The 18662-nt window shown below is 48.7% G+C and carries 18 protein-coding genes and 1 pseudogene; 11 read left to right on the forward strand and 8 right to left on the reverse strand.

Annotated features, from left to right (window positions below):
- Positions 1 to 118: 118 nt before the first annotated feature.
- Genes I5M19_RS04135 through I5M19_RS04145 form a run of 3 tightly spaced genes read right to left on the reverse strand, consistent with a single transcriptional unit; the run spans position 119 to position 3277 of the window.
- A complete protein-coding gene (locus I5M19_RS04135; RefSeq protein WP_200064316.1) occupies positions 119 to 673 on the reverse strand; it encodes an inorganic diphosphatase in 555 nt (184 codons plus the stop codon).
- A complete protein-coding gene (locus I5M19_RS04140; RefSeq protein WP_200064318.1) occupies positions 600 to 1073 on the reverse strand; it encodes a low affinity iron permease family protein in 474 nt (157 codons plus the stop codon). The genes I5M19_RS04135 and I5M19_RS04140 overlap by 74 nt, the downstream gene beginning before the upstream one ends.
- Positions 1070 to 3277, reverse strand: coding sequence for a glycoside hydrolase family 88 protein (locus I5M19_RS04145; protein ID WP_200064320.1), 2208 nt, complete (start codon positions 3275 to 3277; stop codon positions 1070 to 1072). Before I5M19_RS04145 ends, I5M19_RS04140 begins: the two co-directional genes overlap by 4 nt.
- Positions 3278 to 3491: 214 nt before the next feature.
- On the opposite strand from I5M19_RS04145, the gene I5M19_RS04150 reads away from it, so the two are divergent.
- Both I5M19_RS04150 and I5M19_RS04155 read left to right on the forward strand, forming a co-directional pair.
- Positions 3492 to 4418 (forward strand): manganese catalase family protein, encoded by a 927-nt coding sequence (locus tag I5M19_RS04150; protein ID WP_200064322.1) that lies wholly within the window; start codon positions 3492 to 3494, stop codon positions 4416 to 4418.
- A gap of 60 nt (positions 4419 to 4478) precedes the next feature.
- Positions 4479 to 4697, forward strand: a pseudogene (locus I5M19_RS04155) (DUF1810 family protein); the annotation flags it as partial.
- Positions 4698 to 4976: 279 nt separating this feature from the next.
- Here I5M19_RS04155 and I5M19_RS04160 read toward each other — a convergent pair.
- The gene (locus I5M19_RS04160) at positions 4977 to 5153 is read right to left on the reverse strand and encodes a hypothetical protein (protein ID WP_200064323.1); all 177 of its coding nucleotides are present in this window, start codon (positions 5151 to 5153) and stop codon (positions 4977 to 4979) included.
- Positions 5143 to 6675 (reverse strand): FAD-dependent oxidoreductase, encoded by a 1533-nt coding sequence (locus I5M19_RS04165; protein WP_200064325.1) that lies wholly within the window; start codon positions 6673 to 6675, stop codon positions 5143 to 5145. Before I5M19_RS04165 ends, I5M19_RS04160 begins: the two co-directional genes overlap by 11 nt.
- Before the next feature lie 144 nt (positions 6676 to 6819).
- On the opposite strand from I5M19_RS04165, the gene I5M19_RS04170 reads away from it, so the two are divergent.
- The 7 genes from I5M19_RS04170 to I5M19_RS04195 all read left to right on the forward strand — a co-directional run bounded on the left by I5M19_RS04170 (position 6820) and on the right by I5M19_RS04195 (position 14652).
- Positions 6820 to 7983 (forward strand): zinc-dependent alcohol dehydrogenase, encoded by a 1164-nt coding sequence (locus I5M19_RS04170; RefSeq protein ID WP_200064327.1) that lies wholly within the window; start codon positions 6820 to 6822, stop codon positions 7981 to 7983.
- Between the two features lie 477 nt (positions 7984 to 8460).
- On the forward strand, positions 8461 to 10035 hold the full coding sequence (locus I5M19_RS04175; RefSeq protein ID WP_200064329.1) for a response regulator: 1575 nt from the start codon (positions 8461 to 8463) through the stop codon (positions 10033 to 10035).
- A 249-nt stretch (positions 10036 to 10284) separates the two neighbouring features.
- A complete protein-coding gene (locus I5M19_RS04180) occupies positions 10285 to 11280 on the forward strand; it encodes an aldo/keto reductase (RefSeq protein ID WP_200064331.1) in 996 nt (331 codons plus the stop codon).
- A gap of 22 nt (positions 11281 to 11302) precedes the next feature.
- Positions 11303 to 11509, forward strand: coding sequence for a hypothetical protein (locus tag I5M19_RS18785; protein WP_317193210.1), 207 nt, complete (start codon positions 11303 to 11305; stop codon positions 11507 to 11509).
- Entirely contained in the window at positions 11452 to 12282 is an 831-nt protein-coding gene (locus I5M19_RS04185; RefSeq protein WP_317193226.1) for an aldo/keto reductase, read from the forward strand. The genes I5M19_RS18785 and I5M19_RS04185 overlap by 58 nt, the downstream gene beginning before the upstream one ends.
- Before the next feature lie 8 nt (positions 12283 to 12290).
- Positions 12291 to 13484 (forward strand): MFS transporter, encoded by a 1194-nt coding sequence (locus I5M19_RS04190; RefSeq protein WP_235985759.1) that lies wholly within the window; start codon positions 12291 to 12293, stop codon positions 13482 to 13484.
- A gap of 49 nt (positions 13485 to 13533) precedes the next feature.
- Entirely contained in the window at positions 13534 to 14652 is a 1119-nt protein-coding gene (locus I5M19_RS04195; protein ID WP_200064333.1) for a GAF domain-containing protein, read from the forward strand.
- Positions 14653 to 14662: 10 nt separating this feature from the next.
- On the opposite strand, the gene I5M19_RS04200 is transcribed toward I5M19_RS04195, so the two are convergent.
- Entirely contained in the window at positions 14663 to 15121 is a 459-nt protein-coding gene (locus tag I5M19_RS04200) for a DUF305 domain-containing protein (RefSeq protein ID WP_200064335.1), read from the reverse strand.
- A gap of 390 nt (positions 15122 to 15511) precedes the next feature.
- On the opposite strand from I5M19_RS04200, the gene I5M19_RS04205 reads away from it, so the two are divergent.
- Positions 15512 to 17629, forward strand: coding sequence for a PAS domain S-box protein (locus I5M19_RS04205; RefSeq protein WP_200064337.1), 2118 nt, complete (start codon positions 15512 to 15514; stop codon positions 17627 to 17629).
- Here I5M19_RS04205 and I5M19_RS04210 read toward each other — a convergent pair.
- Positions 17602 to 17991, reverse strand: a complete 390-nt coding sequence (locus I5M19_RS04210; protein WP_200064339.1) for a response regulator — start codon at positions 17989 to 17991, stop codon at positions 17602 to 17604. The genes I5M19_RS04205 and I5M19_RS04210 overlap by 28 nt on opposite strands.
- Positions 17992 to 18034: 43 nt before the next feature.
- Positions 18035 to 18388: a response regulator transcription factor gene (locus I5M19_RS04215; RefSeq protein ID WP_200064341.1), complete on the reverse strand. Its 354-nt coding sequence runs from the start codon at positions 18386 to 18388 to the stop codon at positions 18035 to 18037.
- Positions 18389 to 18434: 46 nt separating this feature from the next.
- Between I5M19_RS04215 and I5M19_RS04220 the strand changes: the two genes are divergently transcribed.
- Positions 18435 to 18590 (forward strand): hypothetical protein, encoded by a 156-nt coding sequence (locus tag I5M19_RS04220; protein ID WP_200064343.1) that lies wholly within the window; start codon positions 18435 to 18437, stop codon positions 18588 to 18590.
- Positions 18591 to 18662 lie beyond the last annotated feature (72 nt).

Raw genomic sequence — 18662 nt, forward strand, 5'->3', positions numbered from 1 at the left:
CCAAAGGAGCGCCGCCCGGAAACGCGGATGAGCACAAGCGCGATAAAGAATATGACGATTCCGCGGCTGCTCATTTGCAGCGCGTTAAGGTCCTTGCCCTCGCCAAAGACTGTATAAATTAAATTTTCCATAATAAACGGTTTGCGGCGGCGGCGTCCAGTCTTTCCAGTACCCGGAAACGCTTTCCCGCCTGGGTGTTATAATTTTCAAAAAAAGCCTCCAGCTGTGGCAGGATATTTTCCGGCAGATCGGCAAGTGTTGTTATGCCGGCAAAATGCTGCGAAACCAAAGAAATACCGATATAACGGTCGTTCCGTATTTTTTTACCATCGCGTTCGGTCTGTTCGGCGGTCAGCGCTCCGATCACTCGGCAGTCTGCCAGGCAACCGGGAAATGTCCCGTTCTCCGAAAGCACGATAATATCCAGTGGGTCGCCGTCTTCCCCTTCGGTACCTGGTATCATCCCGAAATCAAAAGGGAATACCAGTCCCTCCGGCAAGAGTTTGCTCAATTTCATGCGCCCGCTTTCGGGGTCATAGTCGAACTTCTGCCTGTAACCTTTCGGCGATTCGATCAGTACGGTGATTGTTTCCTGTTTTTTAGCGCTGCTCATCTTTCTTGTCTCTTTTTTGGTAATGCTCCGCTTTTTGCAGGTGATTGGCTTCGGCGGCATCGATGGAATGCGTTTGGGTCAGGTTTTTCTCTTCCTGCGCCAGCCGGGCCAGCCGAATGTAAAATGTATGCAACTGGTCAAGTTCCTCTTCGCTCAGGTCTTCTACATCGACCATTCGGTTGCTGGTGCCAGAATGCGAGGCGACCAGTTCATTCAGTTTCAAATGGACGGCTTTAGAATCCTTGTTTTGTGATTTCTGGATCAAAAAAACCATCAGAAAGGTCACGATGGTCGTACCCGTGTTAATGACCAGCTGCCATGTTTGGGAATATCCGCAGACCGGACCGGTTACGGTCCAAATGGCAATTGCCGTAACCGCTATAATAAAAGCGGCCGGGCTCCCTGTAGCAGCTGTTGCCCAATTGGAAATTTTTTCGAACAAATTCTTCTTCTTTTTCATGATTTCCAATTTATAACAATTGTTGCCTCACCTGTCAGCGTATACTCCAGGTGACCGCCGGCAGCAGCCTTGCCTTTAATGCTTTCATGATTACATTTCACTGTTAGCGCCGGGAGGTTGGCCTTACCCGTTTTAACGATCATCATTCGGCATTTCAGCCGCTTGTCACCGGACAGTTGAAAGCGGACCGGGCGATGCTTTTTTGCCGAAAATCCATATGTTGGGTAATCTGTGAAAATCATCAGTCCAGCTTCGGGAACCTGCATATAGTGCCGCGGTAGAATACCAAAGGCATTGCCCGCACCATATACTTCTTGCCCGACTTCACCTGACTGTTCCCAGCCATCGTGCAAGTCTTCCAGCGCAATCCAAAGGTTCTTGTCGACCTCGCCGATCTTTGGTTTTTCTTTCAGCATGGCTGCAGGCAGCATGGTCGGGTAATAATAGACCGCCCGTTCCACCAAGAACCGGATATATTCGGCGATCAAAAGCCTAAGCGAGGGCAGGATATCCTGTCCCTCCGCATGTTTCAAATAATCATGAAATGCGCAAAACACTTCCTGTTCCTCGTACACTGCCGTATACGGGGCATCGTTCAGTGGAAACAATGCGAAGAAAGACGGAAAGTTTTTGCCATAGCCATAATTGCAGTCCCAAAGCCGGACATTTTTTAAAATATTGGCTAGGCACAAATAACTCAGCTCTTTATAAACATCCTTTTTGGTGACTTTATATAAACGCAAAAACGCGCCGGCGGAAAAAGCGGTATTGTTCGCCTGATAAAATAGGTCGAAGCCCAGGCCACGCAGGCGTTGCGCCGAGCGTTCTGCTTCCGCCAGGTACTTTTTCTCCCGGGTCAGTTCCCAGGCCTGGAGCATCACGTGGGCGTATAATCCCGGCACATCCTTTTCACCGCCCTTTCCCGGCTGCGTCTCAGCTTTGACCACTTCCAGCGTGTCCACCTTATAAAATACGGGCCAGGTGTAGTCAAAATGTTTGGCTACTTTTATTGCGTAACCCAACGAATCCAGGAACAATTTTTCAGCAACTTTATCACCTTTTAACGCCAGGCGCGATAAATTCAATAGCGGATGATGCAAATACCAAGAGTCCATGACCAGCGGCTGTTTTTGCTCTTCTTCGCCCTCCATCGTATCAGCTACCTTGGGGTGCCAGCGCACAACGGTGCCCAGTTCTTCGTTATAAAAGGCCGGCAAGCCCTCTTTGATCTTTTTCATCACCTCCAGTTGAGCATCGCTCCATTCGACATAATCCAGTAAGGGGAGCAGCACAGCTAGCTGCACCATGATCTCCGGGGGCGTGGCGTAATCACTGACATAGGCATTAAAATAATGGTGTCCGTCCACCTGTGACCAGCAGCCGGGGCTGTCGATCAGGTCATGCAGTCCTTTTGCCAAGATATCCGGCCAGTGCTGGTAATGTGTTTCGGGCTTCGGCAGCACCAAATAAACCGTGGCCAGCATGTCCAGGTACTGCCGCACCATGGCGGGCTCGTCTGATGGCACTTCGTCCGAAAGGACTATATAAGCATCGCTCAGTACATATCCTTTACCTGCTTCCAAAGCCTTATTTTTTATGGTTGGCGGCAGCGCGAAGCCGATCTCGGGCCATTCCCCACCCACCGTATCACCCGCAGAAGTTTCGGTCTGCTGATTATAATCCGCCAGCGCTGTCAGGTTCTGCAAATAAAACACAGCGCCCGCCTTCGGCCGCGTCAGCTTAAAATATAGCTGCCCGGAACGGGTGCCGACTTGTTTGACCATTACCTCACCATCTGCCAGGACCTCACTATCCGGGGCACCAAGCGGGACGATGTCACGCGGCCAGTACGGGAATAATAAATCGGCGGAGGGCTTTAAAGTTGTCTTATAGTGTAAGATGGTCTGCTCATTTCCGGGCAGGTCAATTAAAATTTCATAAGCGCCGAACAGCGAACTGATCTGCAGGGTCAACTGTTTGTTTTTGGTCAATAGTTTTTTGATCACCAGGTGATCGTTCGGCGAATTGGCCAGGCGGAAGGCGATCCGGCTCTTCTCCGGCCAGGCAGCGACCAGCCATACCGAGTCTTCCAGGTTGACTATATCAAAAGCATAACCATTGGCCTCCATCGTATATAAGGGCTGCAACGCCGGGCTGTTCAGCACGGCGTTGGCGTTCAAAAGCCAGGGAGATATTGCATTCATTGTAAAATAACTTAAGGTCGCACAAAAATTAATTACTGAAAACGCAAAGTAAGACATTAACTACCTATTAATGAATATTGTTTTAATATTTCGTCATAAATTATTTAATTAATTAAAAACATAGTTTAGTACCTGTGGTTGTAAAGAAAAGTCCGAGCCTATATTTCCAGCTTTTAGCAGATCACAGAGTTATTAACCTATAAAAATAAACATTATGTTTCATCACGTAAAGGACCTACAATTCAATGCCAGGGTTTCCCGCCCTGACCCGCGTTTTGCCAATTTGCTATTGGAACAATTCGGCGGGGAAAACGGCGAACTTGCTGCTGCTATGCAGTATTTTACCCAGGCCTTCGGAGCCAAACAGCCGCACCCTGATAAATACGATATGCTGATGGATATTGCCACCGAGGAATTCAGCCACCTGGAGATCGTTGGTGCCACCATCCAGATGTTGTTAAAGGGTGTAAGCGGCGAATTAAAAGATGCGGCCGAGCAAAGCGAAATTATGGTGGCTATGAATGGCAAAGCCGAAAAGGAGAGCGTAATACATGCCGCGCTGTCGGCCAACCCGCAGTTCCCGATCATTACCGGCGGCGGGCCAACCCCGCGTAACAGCCAGGGTATTCCTTGGTGCGCCTCTTACGTCAACTCTAACGGCGATCTGACAGTTGACCTGCGCACTAACCTGGCATCCGAGTCACGGGCCAAGCTGGTCTATGAGCACCTGATGAAGTTTACCGACGACCCGTATATCCACGATACATTATCGTTCCTAATGACGCGAGAGATTACCCATTTCAAAATGTTTGAAGCGGCCTTGGACAGCATCCAGCCCAATTTCCCGCCGGGCGTATTGGCCGCCGATCCGCGGCACCTGCAACAGGTCTATAACCTATCGGACGGTACGGCCCGCGGCCCCTGGAACGAAGGCGAGATCAAAGGGATGGGTAAAGATTTTATCTATGTAGAAAATCCGTTGGCGCAGGTAAAGGAAACGGAAGGACAAACAAAACTGCTTGATGACCATAGCAAGGAATTAAAATTCACCCGAAAACAAAACAAGGAAATGAGCAAAATCAAAAGCGCAGAGGTAGACAATGCAGAGCCAAAAGGCGTAGCGCAGTGGAGCACTTATTAATGAGTAAGTAAATCATGGGCTATAGCAAGCAGCAAAGAATTGTAAAGTTTTAGGGACGCAGAGGAATGCCATTGCGAAGCCGAACTGGCGGAGATCAATAACGGCAGGAAACACGGACACACTGGGTGTAGTATATTTCCCGCAAATAGCCGTATGGGCAGAACTGCCGCCTCGTATTTCCCCATAGGCGATATTAACGAGGCGGCTTACTTTTTAACGGATGAGGCCCTCAGCCTGCGCCTAACAATGATCTGCAGGGCCTACCTTTCGTTTTCATGAGTTAATTCAAGTTTGTTAAGGCTTAGCAGCCGGTAGCCCAAAGCCCGCGAAAAGGGTAAAAATCACATGTGCCGGTACGAGTTGCAAATAATATTTATTGAAATTAAGCCCAGGCGGCAAAGCGTGCATTTTAAAGGTAGTTTTCCAGACCGCGACCGCCACCAGCCCGCTGATGCTGCCCAGCCATAAACAGGATATCCAGTCCGGTCTTAATTTTCCGCGCTGCCAAAGTTCGACGTAGACTAGCGCGAAAAGCAGACCTATACCATAATGGCCCAGTCAACCCAAAGCTTGGCTTTGTCTCTTATCCAGTTTCGGAAGGAATCGACCGGACATCTGGCCAAGCCGTTCCGGCTCACTGAAATTCTCGCCGTCGGCCAAAGAAACCAGGTAACTGAACAGGGTCATAAAACTCGTGACCGTAACACCCGAAATAATCACTTCCTTACTTTTCATCACCGTACCTCCCTAAATCCCTGGTGGCCGGGCCAGTCAGCACCCTGCCTTCAATATCATAACGCGCGCCATGGCAGGGACAATCCCAGCTTTTTTCCGCCCCGTTCCAATTAACGATACAGGCTGCGTGGGTACAGGTAGGGTTAAGGGCATGGATCGTACCGTCCTCATCACGGTAAGCCGCGACTTTCCGGCCGTCCACCTCCACTAATTTACCCTGACCGGGTTCAAGCCGTATTAATGAGTCAGTTTCATGAAAACCAAAACGGTCGGCCACAAAATGATAGGCAACGTCGCTGTTCTCTTTTACCAATTCGCTAAAACTATCGATCAGTTTCACCCGGCAGGGGTCAAACAGTCCCGCGTATTTGTTCGGCCGCTTCCTGACCAGGTCGCTAAGTAATCTTCCGGCTATGCTGCCCAGCATCATCCCGTTGCCGTTATAACCGGTCGCGCAATAGATGCCTTTCGGGGCCAGGGGCATTTTGCCTATATAGGGCAGGCCGTCTACCGGCACATAGTACTGACTAGACCAACGGTACTTCACCGAAGAAACGTTATAATATGTCCGTGTATATTTTTCCAGCTCAGCAAAAGCATTTTCCGGATCATCATGCCCCGTCTTGTGATCAAGCCCTCCAACCAGTAACAACTCCTGTCCGTCGATTACATGGCTTCGTACATAATGGTAAGGTTCCTGCGAATCATAGATCAACGCATCCGGGTATTGACCGCTTTTCAATTGGACCGCCAGCACGTAACTCCGGTAAGGAGCGCACTCAAAATTGAAAAGGTTGATATTGGGCGGCATGTGTGTTGCGTAGATGACGGCCTTTGCTTTGATAGACTGAACCGCATTTTCAGCGGTAAGCACGCCGTTTTTCAAAATAACTCCTGTGATCAGCGTATGTTCTTCAAGGGTACCCCCCGCAGCTAAATAGGCCTTTTGCAGACCCTGCAAATATTTCAGCGGCTGGAACTGCGCCTGTCCGGCCCAGGCGAGTGCCTTTTCATAAGGCACCGGAGTCGGCACTTCCGTAACATACTTGACAGGGACACCGACCTTTAAAGCACCTTCAAAAATTTCCGCTAAAAGCTTCACCTCGTCCTCGTTTTCGGCATACAGGTAACCAGTCTTTAATTCATAATCGCAATCAATTTTATAATTTTCGATGTTTGATTTGATAAGATCAAACCCTTCCCGAATGGCATCGGCAAACAATTTTGCACCCTCCGTACCAAACGCGCTCTCCGTTTCGTTATAAGTGGTATCCGCGAAAGTATTGATATGCGCACTGGTGCCGCCCGTTGTACCAAAACCAATTGTATGCGCCTCTGCTAGCAAAGTCTTTTTCCCGCTTTGCTGTAGCAGTAGTGCAGCCGTCAGGCCGGTAATTCCACCGCCGACTATAAGGCAGTCGAAAACCTCGTTTCCCACTCTGCCAGTTTGCACCGCTGTAAATAAATCTTTTTGCCAGGGTCCAACCAGTTCCCCGTCTCTTGGAATAATATTTGTTTTCATTTTGATTTCCCCAACAGTTTTTAGCCGTTCTTAGCTTGTTTAGTTTTTGTTCTTTTTTAAAACACGAATAATCCATAGTTGTTGGAAAAATATTAAAACGATAATAAATTAATTAATAATTACAAATTCACCTATTATGATATTATGAAAGCAGCCGTATTCCACAAACCAGGCGATATTCGCTATGATTCCGTTGAAGATCCGCGTCTTGAACGGGATACCGATGTTATTCTAAAAGTTACCTCGACCGCGATCTGTGGTTCAGACCTGCACATCCTGAGCGGCGGAGTACCGCAGCCTGAACCCATGGTAATGGGCCATGAATTTATGGGCATCGTCGAAGAAGTCGGTAAAGATGTTAAGAACCTGAAAAAAGGCGACCGGGTGGTCGTACCTTTTCCCATAGCGTGCGGCCATTGTTTTTTCTGCCAGCACGACGCCTCGCCCGCCTGCGAGAATTCGAACTATAAGCATTACGGGCCTAATGGCGATCTGGCCGGCCAGAAGGGGGCCGCCTTATTTGGCTATACCGACCTGTATGGCGGTTATTCCGGTGGTCAGGCCGAATATGTACGCGTACCTTATGCTGATATCAGTCCCCGCGTAGTACCCGACAACATGAGTGATGAACAGGTACTGTTCCTGACCGATATTTTCCCAACCGGCTGGTCAGCTATTGACTGGGCGAAACTCAAAGGCGGTGAGGTTGTCGCTATATTTGGTTCAGGCCCGGTAGGCCTCATGGCTCAGAAGGCTGCCTGGATCAATGGCGCCAGCCGAGTCATAGCTATCGACCCTCTGAACTATCGCCTTGAAAAAGCTAAAGCAGTCAATAAGGTGGATACGTTAAACCCGCATGAAGTTGACGTGGTAGAAGCTATACGCCAAATGACCGGCGGCCGGGGTGCCGATGTCTGCGTGGATGCCGTCGGTTTCGAACCCGAGCGTGACCTTATGGATAAAGCCAAGGCCTTGTTCAACTTCGAGATAGGCAGTATGAAAGTACTGGATATGGCCTTCAAAGCGGTAAGGAGAATGGGTACCGTTTCTATTATGGGCGTATACGGTTCCACTTATGATAACTTCCCGCTACACCGCGTTTTTGATAAGGGTATCACCCTGAAAATGGGCCAGGCACCTGTGCTGAATTATATCGATCACCTCATCGAACTGGTGAAAACCGAAAAGGTAGTGCTGAATGACATTATTACCCATACCTTACCACTGAGCCAAGTGACTCATGGTTACAAAATATTTGATAAAAAAGAAGAAGATTGTGTGAAAGTAGTACTTAAACCATGGGAATAAATGGTCAAGAGCCTCAAAAACAAAACAGGCAGCACGTCGTAGGAGGCCAAAATGAACACTGCGCCAGAAATTATCAACGCCAATGATGCAGGTTCCGGCAAATGCAGGATAAAGTCGCTTTGGTTAACGGCGGCGATAGCGATAGGAAGGGCTTTAAGTGTTCATTTTGCCCGTGAGGGCGCTGATAGTGTCAATCAGACGAAAATCCCTGGACAGAGAAAGTTGAAAAGCTCGTCGAAGTCTGGCCGATGAAATGATCCCATCCAGAACAGATTAAAACGCTATTTCAATATAATCGCGTGTATCATTTATCAAGCAGGATTACAGTTAAATTACTAACGATTATCTAAAACGTTCATCCCAATTTTGAAGCCGTATTCGTTTTTTTTATACTCTTCAAACATTTAGCATGAATTGTCCTTATAATAAAGTGCTATCAGTGAAAGACATTTACTGTGTGACCCAGATATATTTAGTATGGATAGAACTAATTACCCGGTAAACTTACTCCTGGTGGATGATCAGATAGCCAATTTAGAAGTGATCGCATCCGCACTGGATGGGCAGGGTATCAATGTGTATGTTTGCAGCGCGCCAAAACAAGCCTGGAAACAATGTGTCGATCATCAGATAACGATCGCTTTGATCGATGTGCATATGCCCGAAATAGACGGCTATGAGCTATTGGCGATGATTAAAGGACATCCTTTAACCAGCCATATCCTAGTCGTACTGATCACAGGGCGGTCTATGATGTCGAACGATATCATTAAAGGCCTCGATCTTGGTGCAGTAGACTATTTGTTTAAACCGTTAGACCTTTACATACTAAATGCAAAAGTTAAATCCCTTGTATCATTAATCCGTTATCAACTAGAGGTTGAAGAAAGCCGGGCTAATAAAGAAAATTTCCTGGCCAATATGAGCCACGAAATTCGCACTCCTTTGAATTCAATTATCGGGCTGATTTATATGTTAAGGAATACCAATCTCGATTCTGAACAAAGCGAACTACTGGGGTTAATGAATTATACCTCAACGACGTTATTGGGGATCGTGAATGATGTGCTGGAGAGCTCGAAAATCGATGCCGGAAAAATGAGGATATCGCTTGCCAAAACAAACACTCACAGCCTGATAAAAAACGTATGTGAGATGTTAGCGCCACTGGCTACGGAAAAGAGACTGGCTTTAAATTATAAAGTCGCTGATGATGTGCCTGTTGATTTGTTAGCAGATGGTTTAAGATTAAATCAGGTATTGCTTAATCTGATCAATAACGCAATTAAATTTACCGAGGCAGGGTCGGTTAACGTCAATGTCAAAAAGCTGGAAAGGCGGGGAGATCGTGTTCTTTTGTTATTCACCGTTGCCGATACAGGAATAGGCATCCCTGCCGCAGCCATCAAAAGTATTTTTGAGCGCTTTGAACAGGTAGAGGACCGGAGCTGGCAACAGTTTGGCGGAACAGGATTGGGGCTTTCTATTGTAAAAAAGATAATTGAATTAATGGCGGGGACCTTCGAAATTGATAGTAAAGTTGGACATGGTACCGAATTTAATTTCAAAATATGGTTTACGCTGGCTCAGGAGATGCCTGCAGGATTGCCGGTCAGTAAAGGCGACGCGCTTCCGGAATTTGAACAGATCCGTTTATTGCTAGTGGACGATAATATGATAAACCTCCGTTTTGTAAAAGCTATACTCGAAAAATGGAAAATTAAGGTGGATCTGGCAAAGAATGGTGAAGAAGCTTTTGAAAAGGTAAAAAATAATTGCTATGATGTTCTGCTGATGGACATTCACATGCCGGTTATGGGGGGGTACGAAACGACAAGAAAAATCAGGAGTGAATTGAAATCACCGAAAAGTTATGTTCCGGTCATTTGTTTTTCAGCCTCGATAACTGAGAATGAAAAGTTTATGGCATTAGAAGCGGGCGTCAACGATTTTATAGGAAAGCCCTTTGAGCCGGCGGATCTGCACGAAAAGATCAGTGCCTTGGTGGTGCACCGTAAGTCAGTTAACGAATCAAGTATAAATGTCGTTTGATGACACTATTTTTAAATAACACGCACTACTAAACTCGTTGTTTTCGGCGAGCTTGCAGACACCGCGCAGAATACTGCTCCATGCATTTCCAAACTTTCAACCGGCTGGCTCATATGGTCCTGATAAGCTCCAGGGGTGTTTATCAGTAGCTAATAAAATAACTGGAAGAGTTATTGAAGGAGGATTACCTTCGTGTTCGTTTCAACATGGGTAAATAAATTTATAAAAATAATATAAAGCAGGTTAAATATGAGATACCGGAAATTAGCAAATACAGTTTTAAGCCTTTCAGAGGTTACTTTTGGCGCCTGGGCGGCCGGTGGTTGGATGTGGGGCGGGACGGAACGCGGCGCCGCGGTGGAAGCGATGAGGGCCGCCTACGATCAGGGCGTTACCTCGATAGACACCGCACCCATCTACGGGCAAGGCGCCAGCGAAGAAATCGTAGGAGAAGCGATCAGGGGATTGCCGCGTGATCAGATCCAGATTCTCACCAAATATGGCATGCGCTGGGACCTTAAACAAGGAGAGTTCGGGTTCAGCAGCAAAGATAACGACGGAAAGACGATCGATATTTACAAATATGCAGGTAAGGAAAGCATCATCAAAGAGTGCGAAGACAGCCTGAAACGCCTGGGGACGGATTATATTGATCTTTACCAGATCCACTGGCCGGACACGACGACACCGATAGCAGAAACGATGGAGGCGGTATCCCGACTTATCGAACAGGGAAAAGTGAGGTTTGCTGGTGTTTGCAATTACGATGCAGCGCAAATGGCGGAGGCTGAAAAGTATATCAGCCTGGTATCAAATCAGGTCCCTTACAGTATGGTCAAACGGGATATTGAAAAAGAACTCGTTCCTTATTGCCTGGAGCACGGAAAGTCCATTTTAGCTTACAGCCCGTTGGAGCGTGGTCTATTGACCGGCAAAATGAAGCCTGGCCATCATTTCGAAGCTGGTGACCACCGCCAGGGCTTATCCTACTTTAAAGTGGAAAACCTGCAAAGGACGAATGCTTTCCTGGACCAGATCAAACCTATCGCCGATGAAAAACAACTGGCCGTCGGACAGCTGGTGATCCTGTGGACCTTGCAACAGCCGGGTATTACCATCACCCTGGTGGGTGCCAGGAACAAAGAACAGGCGATACAAAATGCAAAGGCGATAGACCAACAATTAAGCGAGGAAGAAGTAACTGCAATCACCGGTTACCTGGACCAACTGGAACTGATCGCTTAAAAAAAACAGTAAAACATAAGCTATGGAATATATAAGATTCGGTAATACAGGTATGATGGTTTCCAGGCTTTGCCTGGGAACCATGACCTATGGTATGCCCACCGAAAGATGGCCCTGGGCGCTTAACGAAGAGCAAAGCCGCCCATTATCCGGAAGGCCCTTGACCTGGGTATCAATTTTTTTGATACCGCGGACGTTTACACGGGCGGGGCCAGTGAAGAAGTGGTAGGCCGGGCGCTGAAGGATTTTGCCAAACGCGACGAAGTCGTACTGGCCACCAAAGTATTCAACCCCATGGGCCCCGGCCCGAATGATAAGGGCCTTTCGCGTAAGCATATCCTGAGCGCTATTGATGCGAGTCTTAGGCGCCTGGGTACCGACTACGTCGACCTTTACCAGATCCATCGCTGGGACTATGATACGCCGATCGAAGAAACCATGGAGGCGCTGCATGATGTGGTCAAGGCGGGCAAGGCCCGTTACATCGGCGCGTCTTCGATGTATAGCTGGCAGTTTGCCCAGGCACAATATACCGCTGACCTGAATGGCTGGACAAGATTTGTGTCCATGCAGCCGCATTATAACCTGCTCTACCGCGAGGAAGAGCGGGAGATGATTCCTTTTTGTGTAGATCAAAAGATCGCGGTAATACCCTGGTCGCCGTTGGCCCGGGGACTGCTGACCGGTAAAAGGACCAAAGAGCGCAACGAGACCGAGCGTGCAAAAACGGACGCTTTTGGTAAAAAATTATATGGAGAAGAAAAGGATTTCGACATTATCACTAGGCTCAGCGAAATAGCCGAACACAAAGGCCTGCCCGACGCGCAGGTAGCTTTAGCCTGGATGCTGAGCAAGTCGGCCATTACTGCCCCTATCATCGGCGCAAGCAAACCAGGCCACCTGGAAGATGCCGTAGCTGCCTTGTCTGTAGAATTGTCCGATGAAGAGATCCGGCAACTGGAAGAATTGTATAAGCCCCATCCGGTGCTCGGATTTGAATGAGCGGTTGCATGATGAAAAATAACCAAAACCCTCCGCTTATCCAGTTAAGCCTGGTCTCGCTGCTGATCGGCGGGCTGAGTATTGGCATGACCGAATTCCTGATGATGGGGGTGCTGCCGGATATTTCGCAGAGTCTCCACATAACGATTCCTGACGCTGGCCATCTGATATCGATCTACGCCCTTGGCGTGGTGATCGGCGCCCCGCTGATGGTTGGCCTGGCCGGTCACTATCCGCCCAGAAAAGTATTGATGGGCCTGATGCTGATGGTATTCATTTTCAACGGACTTTTTGCAGTAGCGCCCAATTATGCTTTGCTGCTTATCGCCCGTTTCTTCGCGGGCCTGCCACATGGCGCCTTTTTTGGCATGGGTGCGGTAGTTGCCAGCAGGCTGGCGGCGCCCGGAAGGGAAGCGCGTTCCGTAGCGGTGATGTTTGCCGGCTTGACTGTAGCCAATATCATCGGCGTTCCTTTAGGTACTTTCATTGGCCATAACTTAAGCTGGCGCTTGTCATTTGGCCTGATCGCGGTGTTTGCTTTGATCTCCGTTATTTGCATCCGGCTATGGATGCCCGCACTCCGACCGGCTAAAGCGTTGAGTTTTAGGAGCAGCCTGGCTATTTTCAAAAAAGCAAATCTCTGGCTGGTGATCGGTATCTCTGCCATTGGTACCGGCGGTTTCTTTTCCTGGATCAGTTATATCGCGCCGGTGATGACCCATGTGGCCGGCTTTAGCGGTAATATGGTTACCATCATTATGATCATCATCGGCCTGGGAATGGCTGCGGGTAACTTTGCCGGCGGCCGTCTGGCGGACCGGTTTTCTCCCTTGGTTACCACAGCCGTTCTGTTATCGGCAATGATTTTGGTATTGGCTGGTTTCGCGTTGATCAGCGCTTACCAGTTACCGGTGATCGTGATGACCTTTTTGACCGGAGCCATTGGCTTCGCGGTGATTGCCCCGATGCAGATCCTGATCATGCAGGTGGCTAAGGGTGCCGAAATGCTGGCCTCTTCGGTGTTGCAGGCCACTTCTAATTTTGGTAACGCCCTGGGCGCCTACTTGGGCGGACTGCCTATCGCCGCAGGGCTGAGCTATACTTCGCCGGAATATGTAGGCTGCGGCCTGGCGTTTTGCGGGCTGCTGTTTTGCGTCATACTGCTCAAGAGAAGAGGACCTGGATTGGAAAGTTCCGGCTAAACAATAGTGCCTCCGGCTTGTTGTAATTCCGTATAGAAGATCAGCCGCTATGTTAGGTAACGAAGAAGACAGGATCCGGGAGGTCCATAAATATTTATCGTTGGATTTAAGCCAGTCACCCGAGCTTCAGGACATTGTTGACCTGGCCGCCCGGTTGTGCGACAAACCCATCGCGTTGCTTACCTTCCTGGATGAACAGATCAACTGGCTAAAGATACGGTCAGGCGTAGCTGTTGAAGTAATGCCCCGAAGTACTTCCTTTTGTCAATACGCAGTACAACAAGATCAGGTACTCATTATTCCGGATGCCTCCAGGGATGCACGGTTCGACGACAATCCGCTTGTGCATGCCGATCCGAATATTCGTTTCTATGCAGGAGCACCACTTGTCTTGAACAATGGCCTCAAACTGGGCACGCTCTGCCTGTTTGATCTGAAGCCCAATGCGATCGATCCTTTACAGCAAAAGGCATTACAGACACTGGCGAGGCAAGCTGCTGCCCTCCTTGAACTGGAGCACAGTAAAGCAGAGCTGAACAAGAAAATAGAAGAGATCCAGGCAAAAAATGAAACGCTAGTAAAGATCGCTTATATGCAGTCCCATGATATCCGGCATCCGCTGACCTCGGTCATGGGGCTGATGGAACTGGTTAAAGAGAACTTGCAGGCCGTTGACGCCCAATGGCTGCGAATGATGGGCGAAGCGACCAATGCCCTCGACGACCGGATAAAGGCGATCGTGGCGGAATCTATTTCAGAAAAGGACCTGAAAGCAATGCGTTTCAATAAAATGATCGAAGAAATAGAAGATTGTGCCATACTGCTGCTGGACCAGGACGGCTATATTGAAAATTGGAATAAAGGCGCCCGGTTGCTGAAAGGTTATAACGCCGAAGAGATCATTGGTAAAAATTTCGAGGTGTTCTACACCGGGAAAGACAGGAAAGCAGGGCGGCCTGCCAAACTGATTGCCCTGGCCACCAAAAATGGCGTAGCCAAAGATGAAGGATGGCGTTTACGGAAGGACGGAACTAAATTCTGGGGGAGCATTGTAATTACCGCCATACACAACGAAAATAAGCAAGTGATCGGATTTACCAAAATGACCAGAAAACTCATGGCTACAGCAGAAGCACCAAACGTGGCTGAGGTTTGCCTCCAGTCTTGATGGCATAGCTCTAATGGCTTTTTTGTATACTATCAATCAGGGCTTTCATCTCCGCGATCTCTTTGACTTGAGCTTTAATAATACCGTCGGCCAATTTACGGACCCTGGGGTCTTTGATATGCGCGTTCTCACTGGTCATAATGGCGATGGAATGATGCGGGATCATCCCTTTCATATACTGGACATCACCGATGCCTACCTGACGGTGTACGCCAGCAAAGGCCAGAGCAAAGGCCACCATAGCGGAAAAGATAAACACAGTATTTTTCTTTTTATCCGGGTACATCATGGGCATCATTGCCAGCATCAACACGGCCATGGCCGAGATCATCATCAGGGTCATATAAAAGCGCGTCATGTTAACGTAAATATGACTGATGTCGTTCACATTGAGAAACATGATCGCATACATCAGCACGAAAGAGGTGCCCAGCGTGAGGCCCAGTTTACCGTAATTCCCTTTTTTCATCGTATATTCTCCTATATAAAATACAAGCTTTTGAAGAAATTGTTTACCACTATTGATCCAGCTACCTACACATATTGCTATAACGTACCATTGGAAAATATGTTAGGTGGCTAACGATCCGTAGCATGCCATTCAATTGAGAAAGCGGGAGCCGGATGCGGGCGGTTCTTCCAATGTGTCGCGGGCAGTCCCCAGAAACTCCGGATCTGGTAGCTGCCTGAAATCGCTATCGGGAATTTCAGCGAAGGGACAGTGGTGATGGTTAATGTGTATTCAACGTTTGAGCCGTTCCGGCTGTAGGCGCAGGAAAGGCCGCGCGGGCCGCAGCAGGCGAATAGTAAGAGCACGACCACGTTGATATAAATCTGCTTCACCCACTACAAACAATTTATGACCTACAAACAATTTATGACAGTAATTGTTAAACTGACTTTCCCTTTTGTTTATTTTTGTTTTATGGCCAACTCTGACGCAGCTGATGATCTTCCTTTTTTGCAAGCCGGCGGTGAAATGGCGGAATTGATCCGTGGGTTCAATTGGGCGGGAACCAGCCTCGGGCCACTTTCCTTATGGCCGCCAGCATTGAAGATCATCACCGCCCTGTTGCTCAGTAGTCGGTTCCCGATGCTGCTCTGCTGGGGCCCTGACTATATCCAGTTGTATAATGATGCGTTCAGACCCGTTAACGGGCGGGACAAACATCCGAAAGCGCTGGGAAGCAGCGCAAGAGAAACCTATGCGGAGATATGGGAAACGATCGGCCCGATGTTCGAAGCGGTCATGCGGGGAGAAAGTTTTGGGTTCCCGGATTTCAATGTCCGGCTGGAACGAAACGGCTACCCGGAGGATTGTTATTTCGATTTCTCCTACAGCCCTCTTACGGATGAACAGGGAATGATTCGCGGCATCCTGGTGATCTGTAAAGAAACGACCGAAAAAGTTAGGGCGATCGATGAGCAGTCCTCGCTGGCCGAAGAGATGACCGCGATGAATGAAGAACTGGCGGCTGCCAACGAAGAATATACCGCGATCAATGAGGAACTGATCGCCACGAACGAGGAGCTCCATCAACACCAGGAACAACTACGGGCATCGCTGGAATCGGTCGCGCGCAGTGAGCGCCTGTTCAAATCCATTGCCCTGAACATCCCGCGTTCGCTCATTATCGTGATCGGGCCCGACCACCGTTTCCTGACCATTGAGGGTGATCTGATGACCCGCATGGGTTATGACAGCAGGGATTACCAGGGCAAACATCCCCTCGAGGTCGGCCCGGCCGAACGGTACGAGGCATCCCGGCACTTATATGACCAGGTACTGGCCGGAGAAACCTTTTCGGTGGAACGGAAGGGAGCTACCGGCGAGGACTTTATAGTGCATTTTGTCCCGTTGAAAAATGAACGGGACGAGGTCTATGCCGGGCTGATCATCGCGCTGGACATCACGGCGATCAGGCAGGCTGAGGAAAAGAGCGCCCGGTTGGCAGCCATCGTCGAATCTTCGGCGGACGCCATTATCAGTAAAACCTTCGACAGTGTTATTACCAGCTGGAACCAGGGTGCCGAACGTATGTTTGGTTATACCGAAGCGGAGATGATCGGCGAAACGATCTATAAGCTCATTCCACCAGAACGGCATGACGAAGAACCCCGGATCCTGGCGCGGTTAAAAGATGGTCATCGGGTAGAACATTTTGATACACAGCGCCTTACAAAGGACGGGCGGCTGCTCGAGGTCTCGCTTAGCATCTCGCCGGTAAAAGACCCGCAGGGCAGGATCATTGGCTTATCCAAGATCGCGCGGGACATTACCGAACGTAAGTTGGATGAGCAGCGTAAGAATGATTTTATCGGTATGGTCAGCCACGAACTGAAAACGCCGTTGACCTCTCTTGGCGCCATTATTCAGGTCGCCGATGCTAAACTGCGCCAAAGCGAAGACACTTTCCTGGCTGGAGCCATGCAAAAGGCCATCATACAGATCAAACGGATGACCGGGATGATCAATGGTTTCTTAAATATCTCCCGCCTGGAATCCGGTAAAATACAGATCGATAAGGCCCACTTTGACCTGCAAGAACTGATCGAAGAAATGATAGCGGAAAGCGAGCTCACCATCAGTAGCCATACGATCCGCTTTCAGGGCTGCGGCGCGGTGAGGATCCTGGCTGACCGCGACAAGATGGCCTCGGTGCTGACGAACCTTATTAGTAACGCGGTCAAATATTCCCCCAAAGGTAAACTGATCGAGGTCAGTTGCGAAGTAAATGATCGATCTGTGCAGATCAGCGTGCGGGACCAGGGCATGGGTATCAAACCCAACGACCTGCCGCATGTCTTTGACCGTTATTACCGGGTCTCTACCACCCATACGCAGCATATCTCCGGTTTTGGCATTGGGCTTTACCTGAGCGCGGAGATCATCCGACATCACGGCGGGGACATCTGGGCAGAAAGCCAAAGCGGCGCGGGCTCCACCTTTTATTTTAGCCTGCCGCTCGTCGAATGATCAAGGCTAAGGCACCTTTTGATCTCAGCCAGCATAGCAGCGATATCGAAAGGCTTGCGCACAAAACCGTCGGCTTTACAGGATAGAGCGATCTGTTCAATGTCTGCCGAAGTGGAGATAATGATCACCGGTACGCCGGCCAGCCGGTGGATCAATTTGATCTCCTGGCAAAGCATTGTGCCTTCCCTGTCATTGACCCATTCGTCGAGTAGAATTAGTTCCGGCTCATAGCGGTGGAGTTCTTCCAACTGCTCTGACTTTGGGCAGCCCAGCGGTTCATAACCTTCTGACAATAACAGGTAGGAAATAATTTCCCGAATAGCCTGGTCGTCTTCAATAATCAGGATGTTTTTTCTTCTCATGCAAAAAGCTTAGTAAAAGGAGCTTACAAAGGTATAAAAAACTTCAGGCATACCTACGGACCAGCCTGACAAGTTCGCCCAGGTCGAAAGGTTTATTCAGGTACGCATCAGCCAGGCTCGTCTCAGCGAGCTCCGGCAGGCGGTTAGTGGCAGAAACGAGGACCACCGGAAAACAGCAGGTAGAAGGGTCATTTTTTAAGCTCAGGCAAAGGTCATAGCCGAAGCCATCGGCGAGCCGGTTATCCAGTAGGATGAGCGCAGGGCGTAGTTTGCGCACAAAAGCAGTGGAAACACTTTCCTGTGTGCTGATGACCCGGAAGCCTTCGCCTTCCAGGATATAGACCATCACGTCCAGGATATCTTTATCGTCTTCTAAAATCAATATTGTTTTTTCCATAATCTCACTGATAAGGTTTGATGCAGCTAAGTGAAAGGGACGGCTATTGATCAGGTATTTAGGAATCGAACTGCGTGATAAAGATAAATTAATTTTCAGCATTGTTGTGGCCATCACTTCAGGTTTTTCAAACGGAATATACCCGGGTTACCAGTTTGATGACCAAACAGGCAGGCCGTTTTTTAAAACACACTGGCCTTAGTAATTATAAGGATATTGTCATTACTATAAATTAATTTTTTTATACATTGTATTATCTTGTCCTTTGCTAATT

The organism is Mucilaginibacter segetis (assembly GCF_016522075.1).
Lineage (GTDB): Bacteria > Bacteroidota > Bacteroidia > Sphingobacteriales > Sphingobacteriaceae > Mucilaginibacter > Mucilaginibacter segetis.

Coding starts and splice junctions, on each gene's coding strand:
- I5M19_RS04135 (WP_200064316.1), bottom strand. CDS start 673: ATGCCGCCGAAGCCAATCACCTGCAAAAAGCGGAGCATTACCAAAAAA.
- I5M19_RS04140 (WP_200064318.1), bottom strand. CDS start 1,073: ATGAAAAAGAAGAAGAATTTGTTCGAAAAAATTTCCAATTGGGCAACA.
- I5M19_RS04145 (WP_200064320.1), bottom strand. CDS start 3,277: ATGAATGCAATATCTCCCTGGCTTTTGAACGCCAACGCCGTGCTGAAC.
- I5M19_RS04150 (WP_200064322.1), top strand. CDS start 3,492: ATGTTTCATCACGTAAAGGACCTACAATTCAATGCCAGGGTTTCCCGC.
- I5M19_RS04160 (WP_200064323.1), bottom strand. CDS start 5,153: ATGAAAAGTAAGGAAGTGATTATTTCGGGTGTTACGGTCACGAGTTTT.
- I5M19_RS04165 (WP_200064325.1), bottom strand. CDS start 6,675: ATGAAAACAAATATTATTCCAAGAGACGGGGAACTGGTTGGACCCTGG.
- I5M19_RS04170 (WP_200064327.1), top strand. CDS start 6,820: ATGAAAGCAGCCGTATTCCACAAACCAGGCGATATTCGCTATGATTCC.
- I5M19_RS04175 (WP_200064329.1), top strand. CDS start 8,461: ATGGATAGAACTAATTACCCGGTAAACTTACTCCTGGTGGATGATCAG.
- I5M19_RS04180 (WP_200064331.1), top strand. CDS start 10,285: ATGAGATACCGGAAATTAGCAAATACAGTTTTAAGCCTTTCAGAGGTT.
- I5M19_RS18785 (WP_317193210.1), top strand. CDS start 11,303: ATGGAATATATAAGATTCGGTAATACAGGTATGATGGTTTCCAGGCTT.
- I5M19_RS04190 (WP_235985759.1), top strand. CDS start 12,291: ATGATGAAAAATAACCAAAACCCTCCGCTTATCCAGTTAAGCCTGGTC.
- I5M19_RS04195 (WP_200064333.1), top strand. CDS start 13,534: ATGTTAGGTAACGAAGAAGACAGGATCCGGGAGGTCCATAAATATTTA.
- I5M19_RS04200 (WP_200064335.1), bottom strand. CDS start 15,121: ATGAAAAAAGGGAATTACGGTAAACTGGGCCTCACGCTGGGCACCTCT.
- I5M19_RS04205 (WP_200064337.1), top strand. CDS start 15,512: ATGACCTACAAACAATTTATGACAGTAATTGTTAAACTGACTTTCCCT.
- I5M19_RS04210 (WP_200064339.1), bottom strand. CDS start 17,991: ATGAGAAGAAAAAACATCCTGATTATTGAAGACGACCAGGCTATTCGG.
- I5M19_RS04215 (WP_200064341.1), bottom strand. CDS start 18,388: ATGGAAAAAACAATATTGATTTTAGAAGACGATAAAGATATCCTGGAC.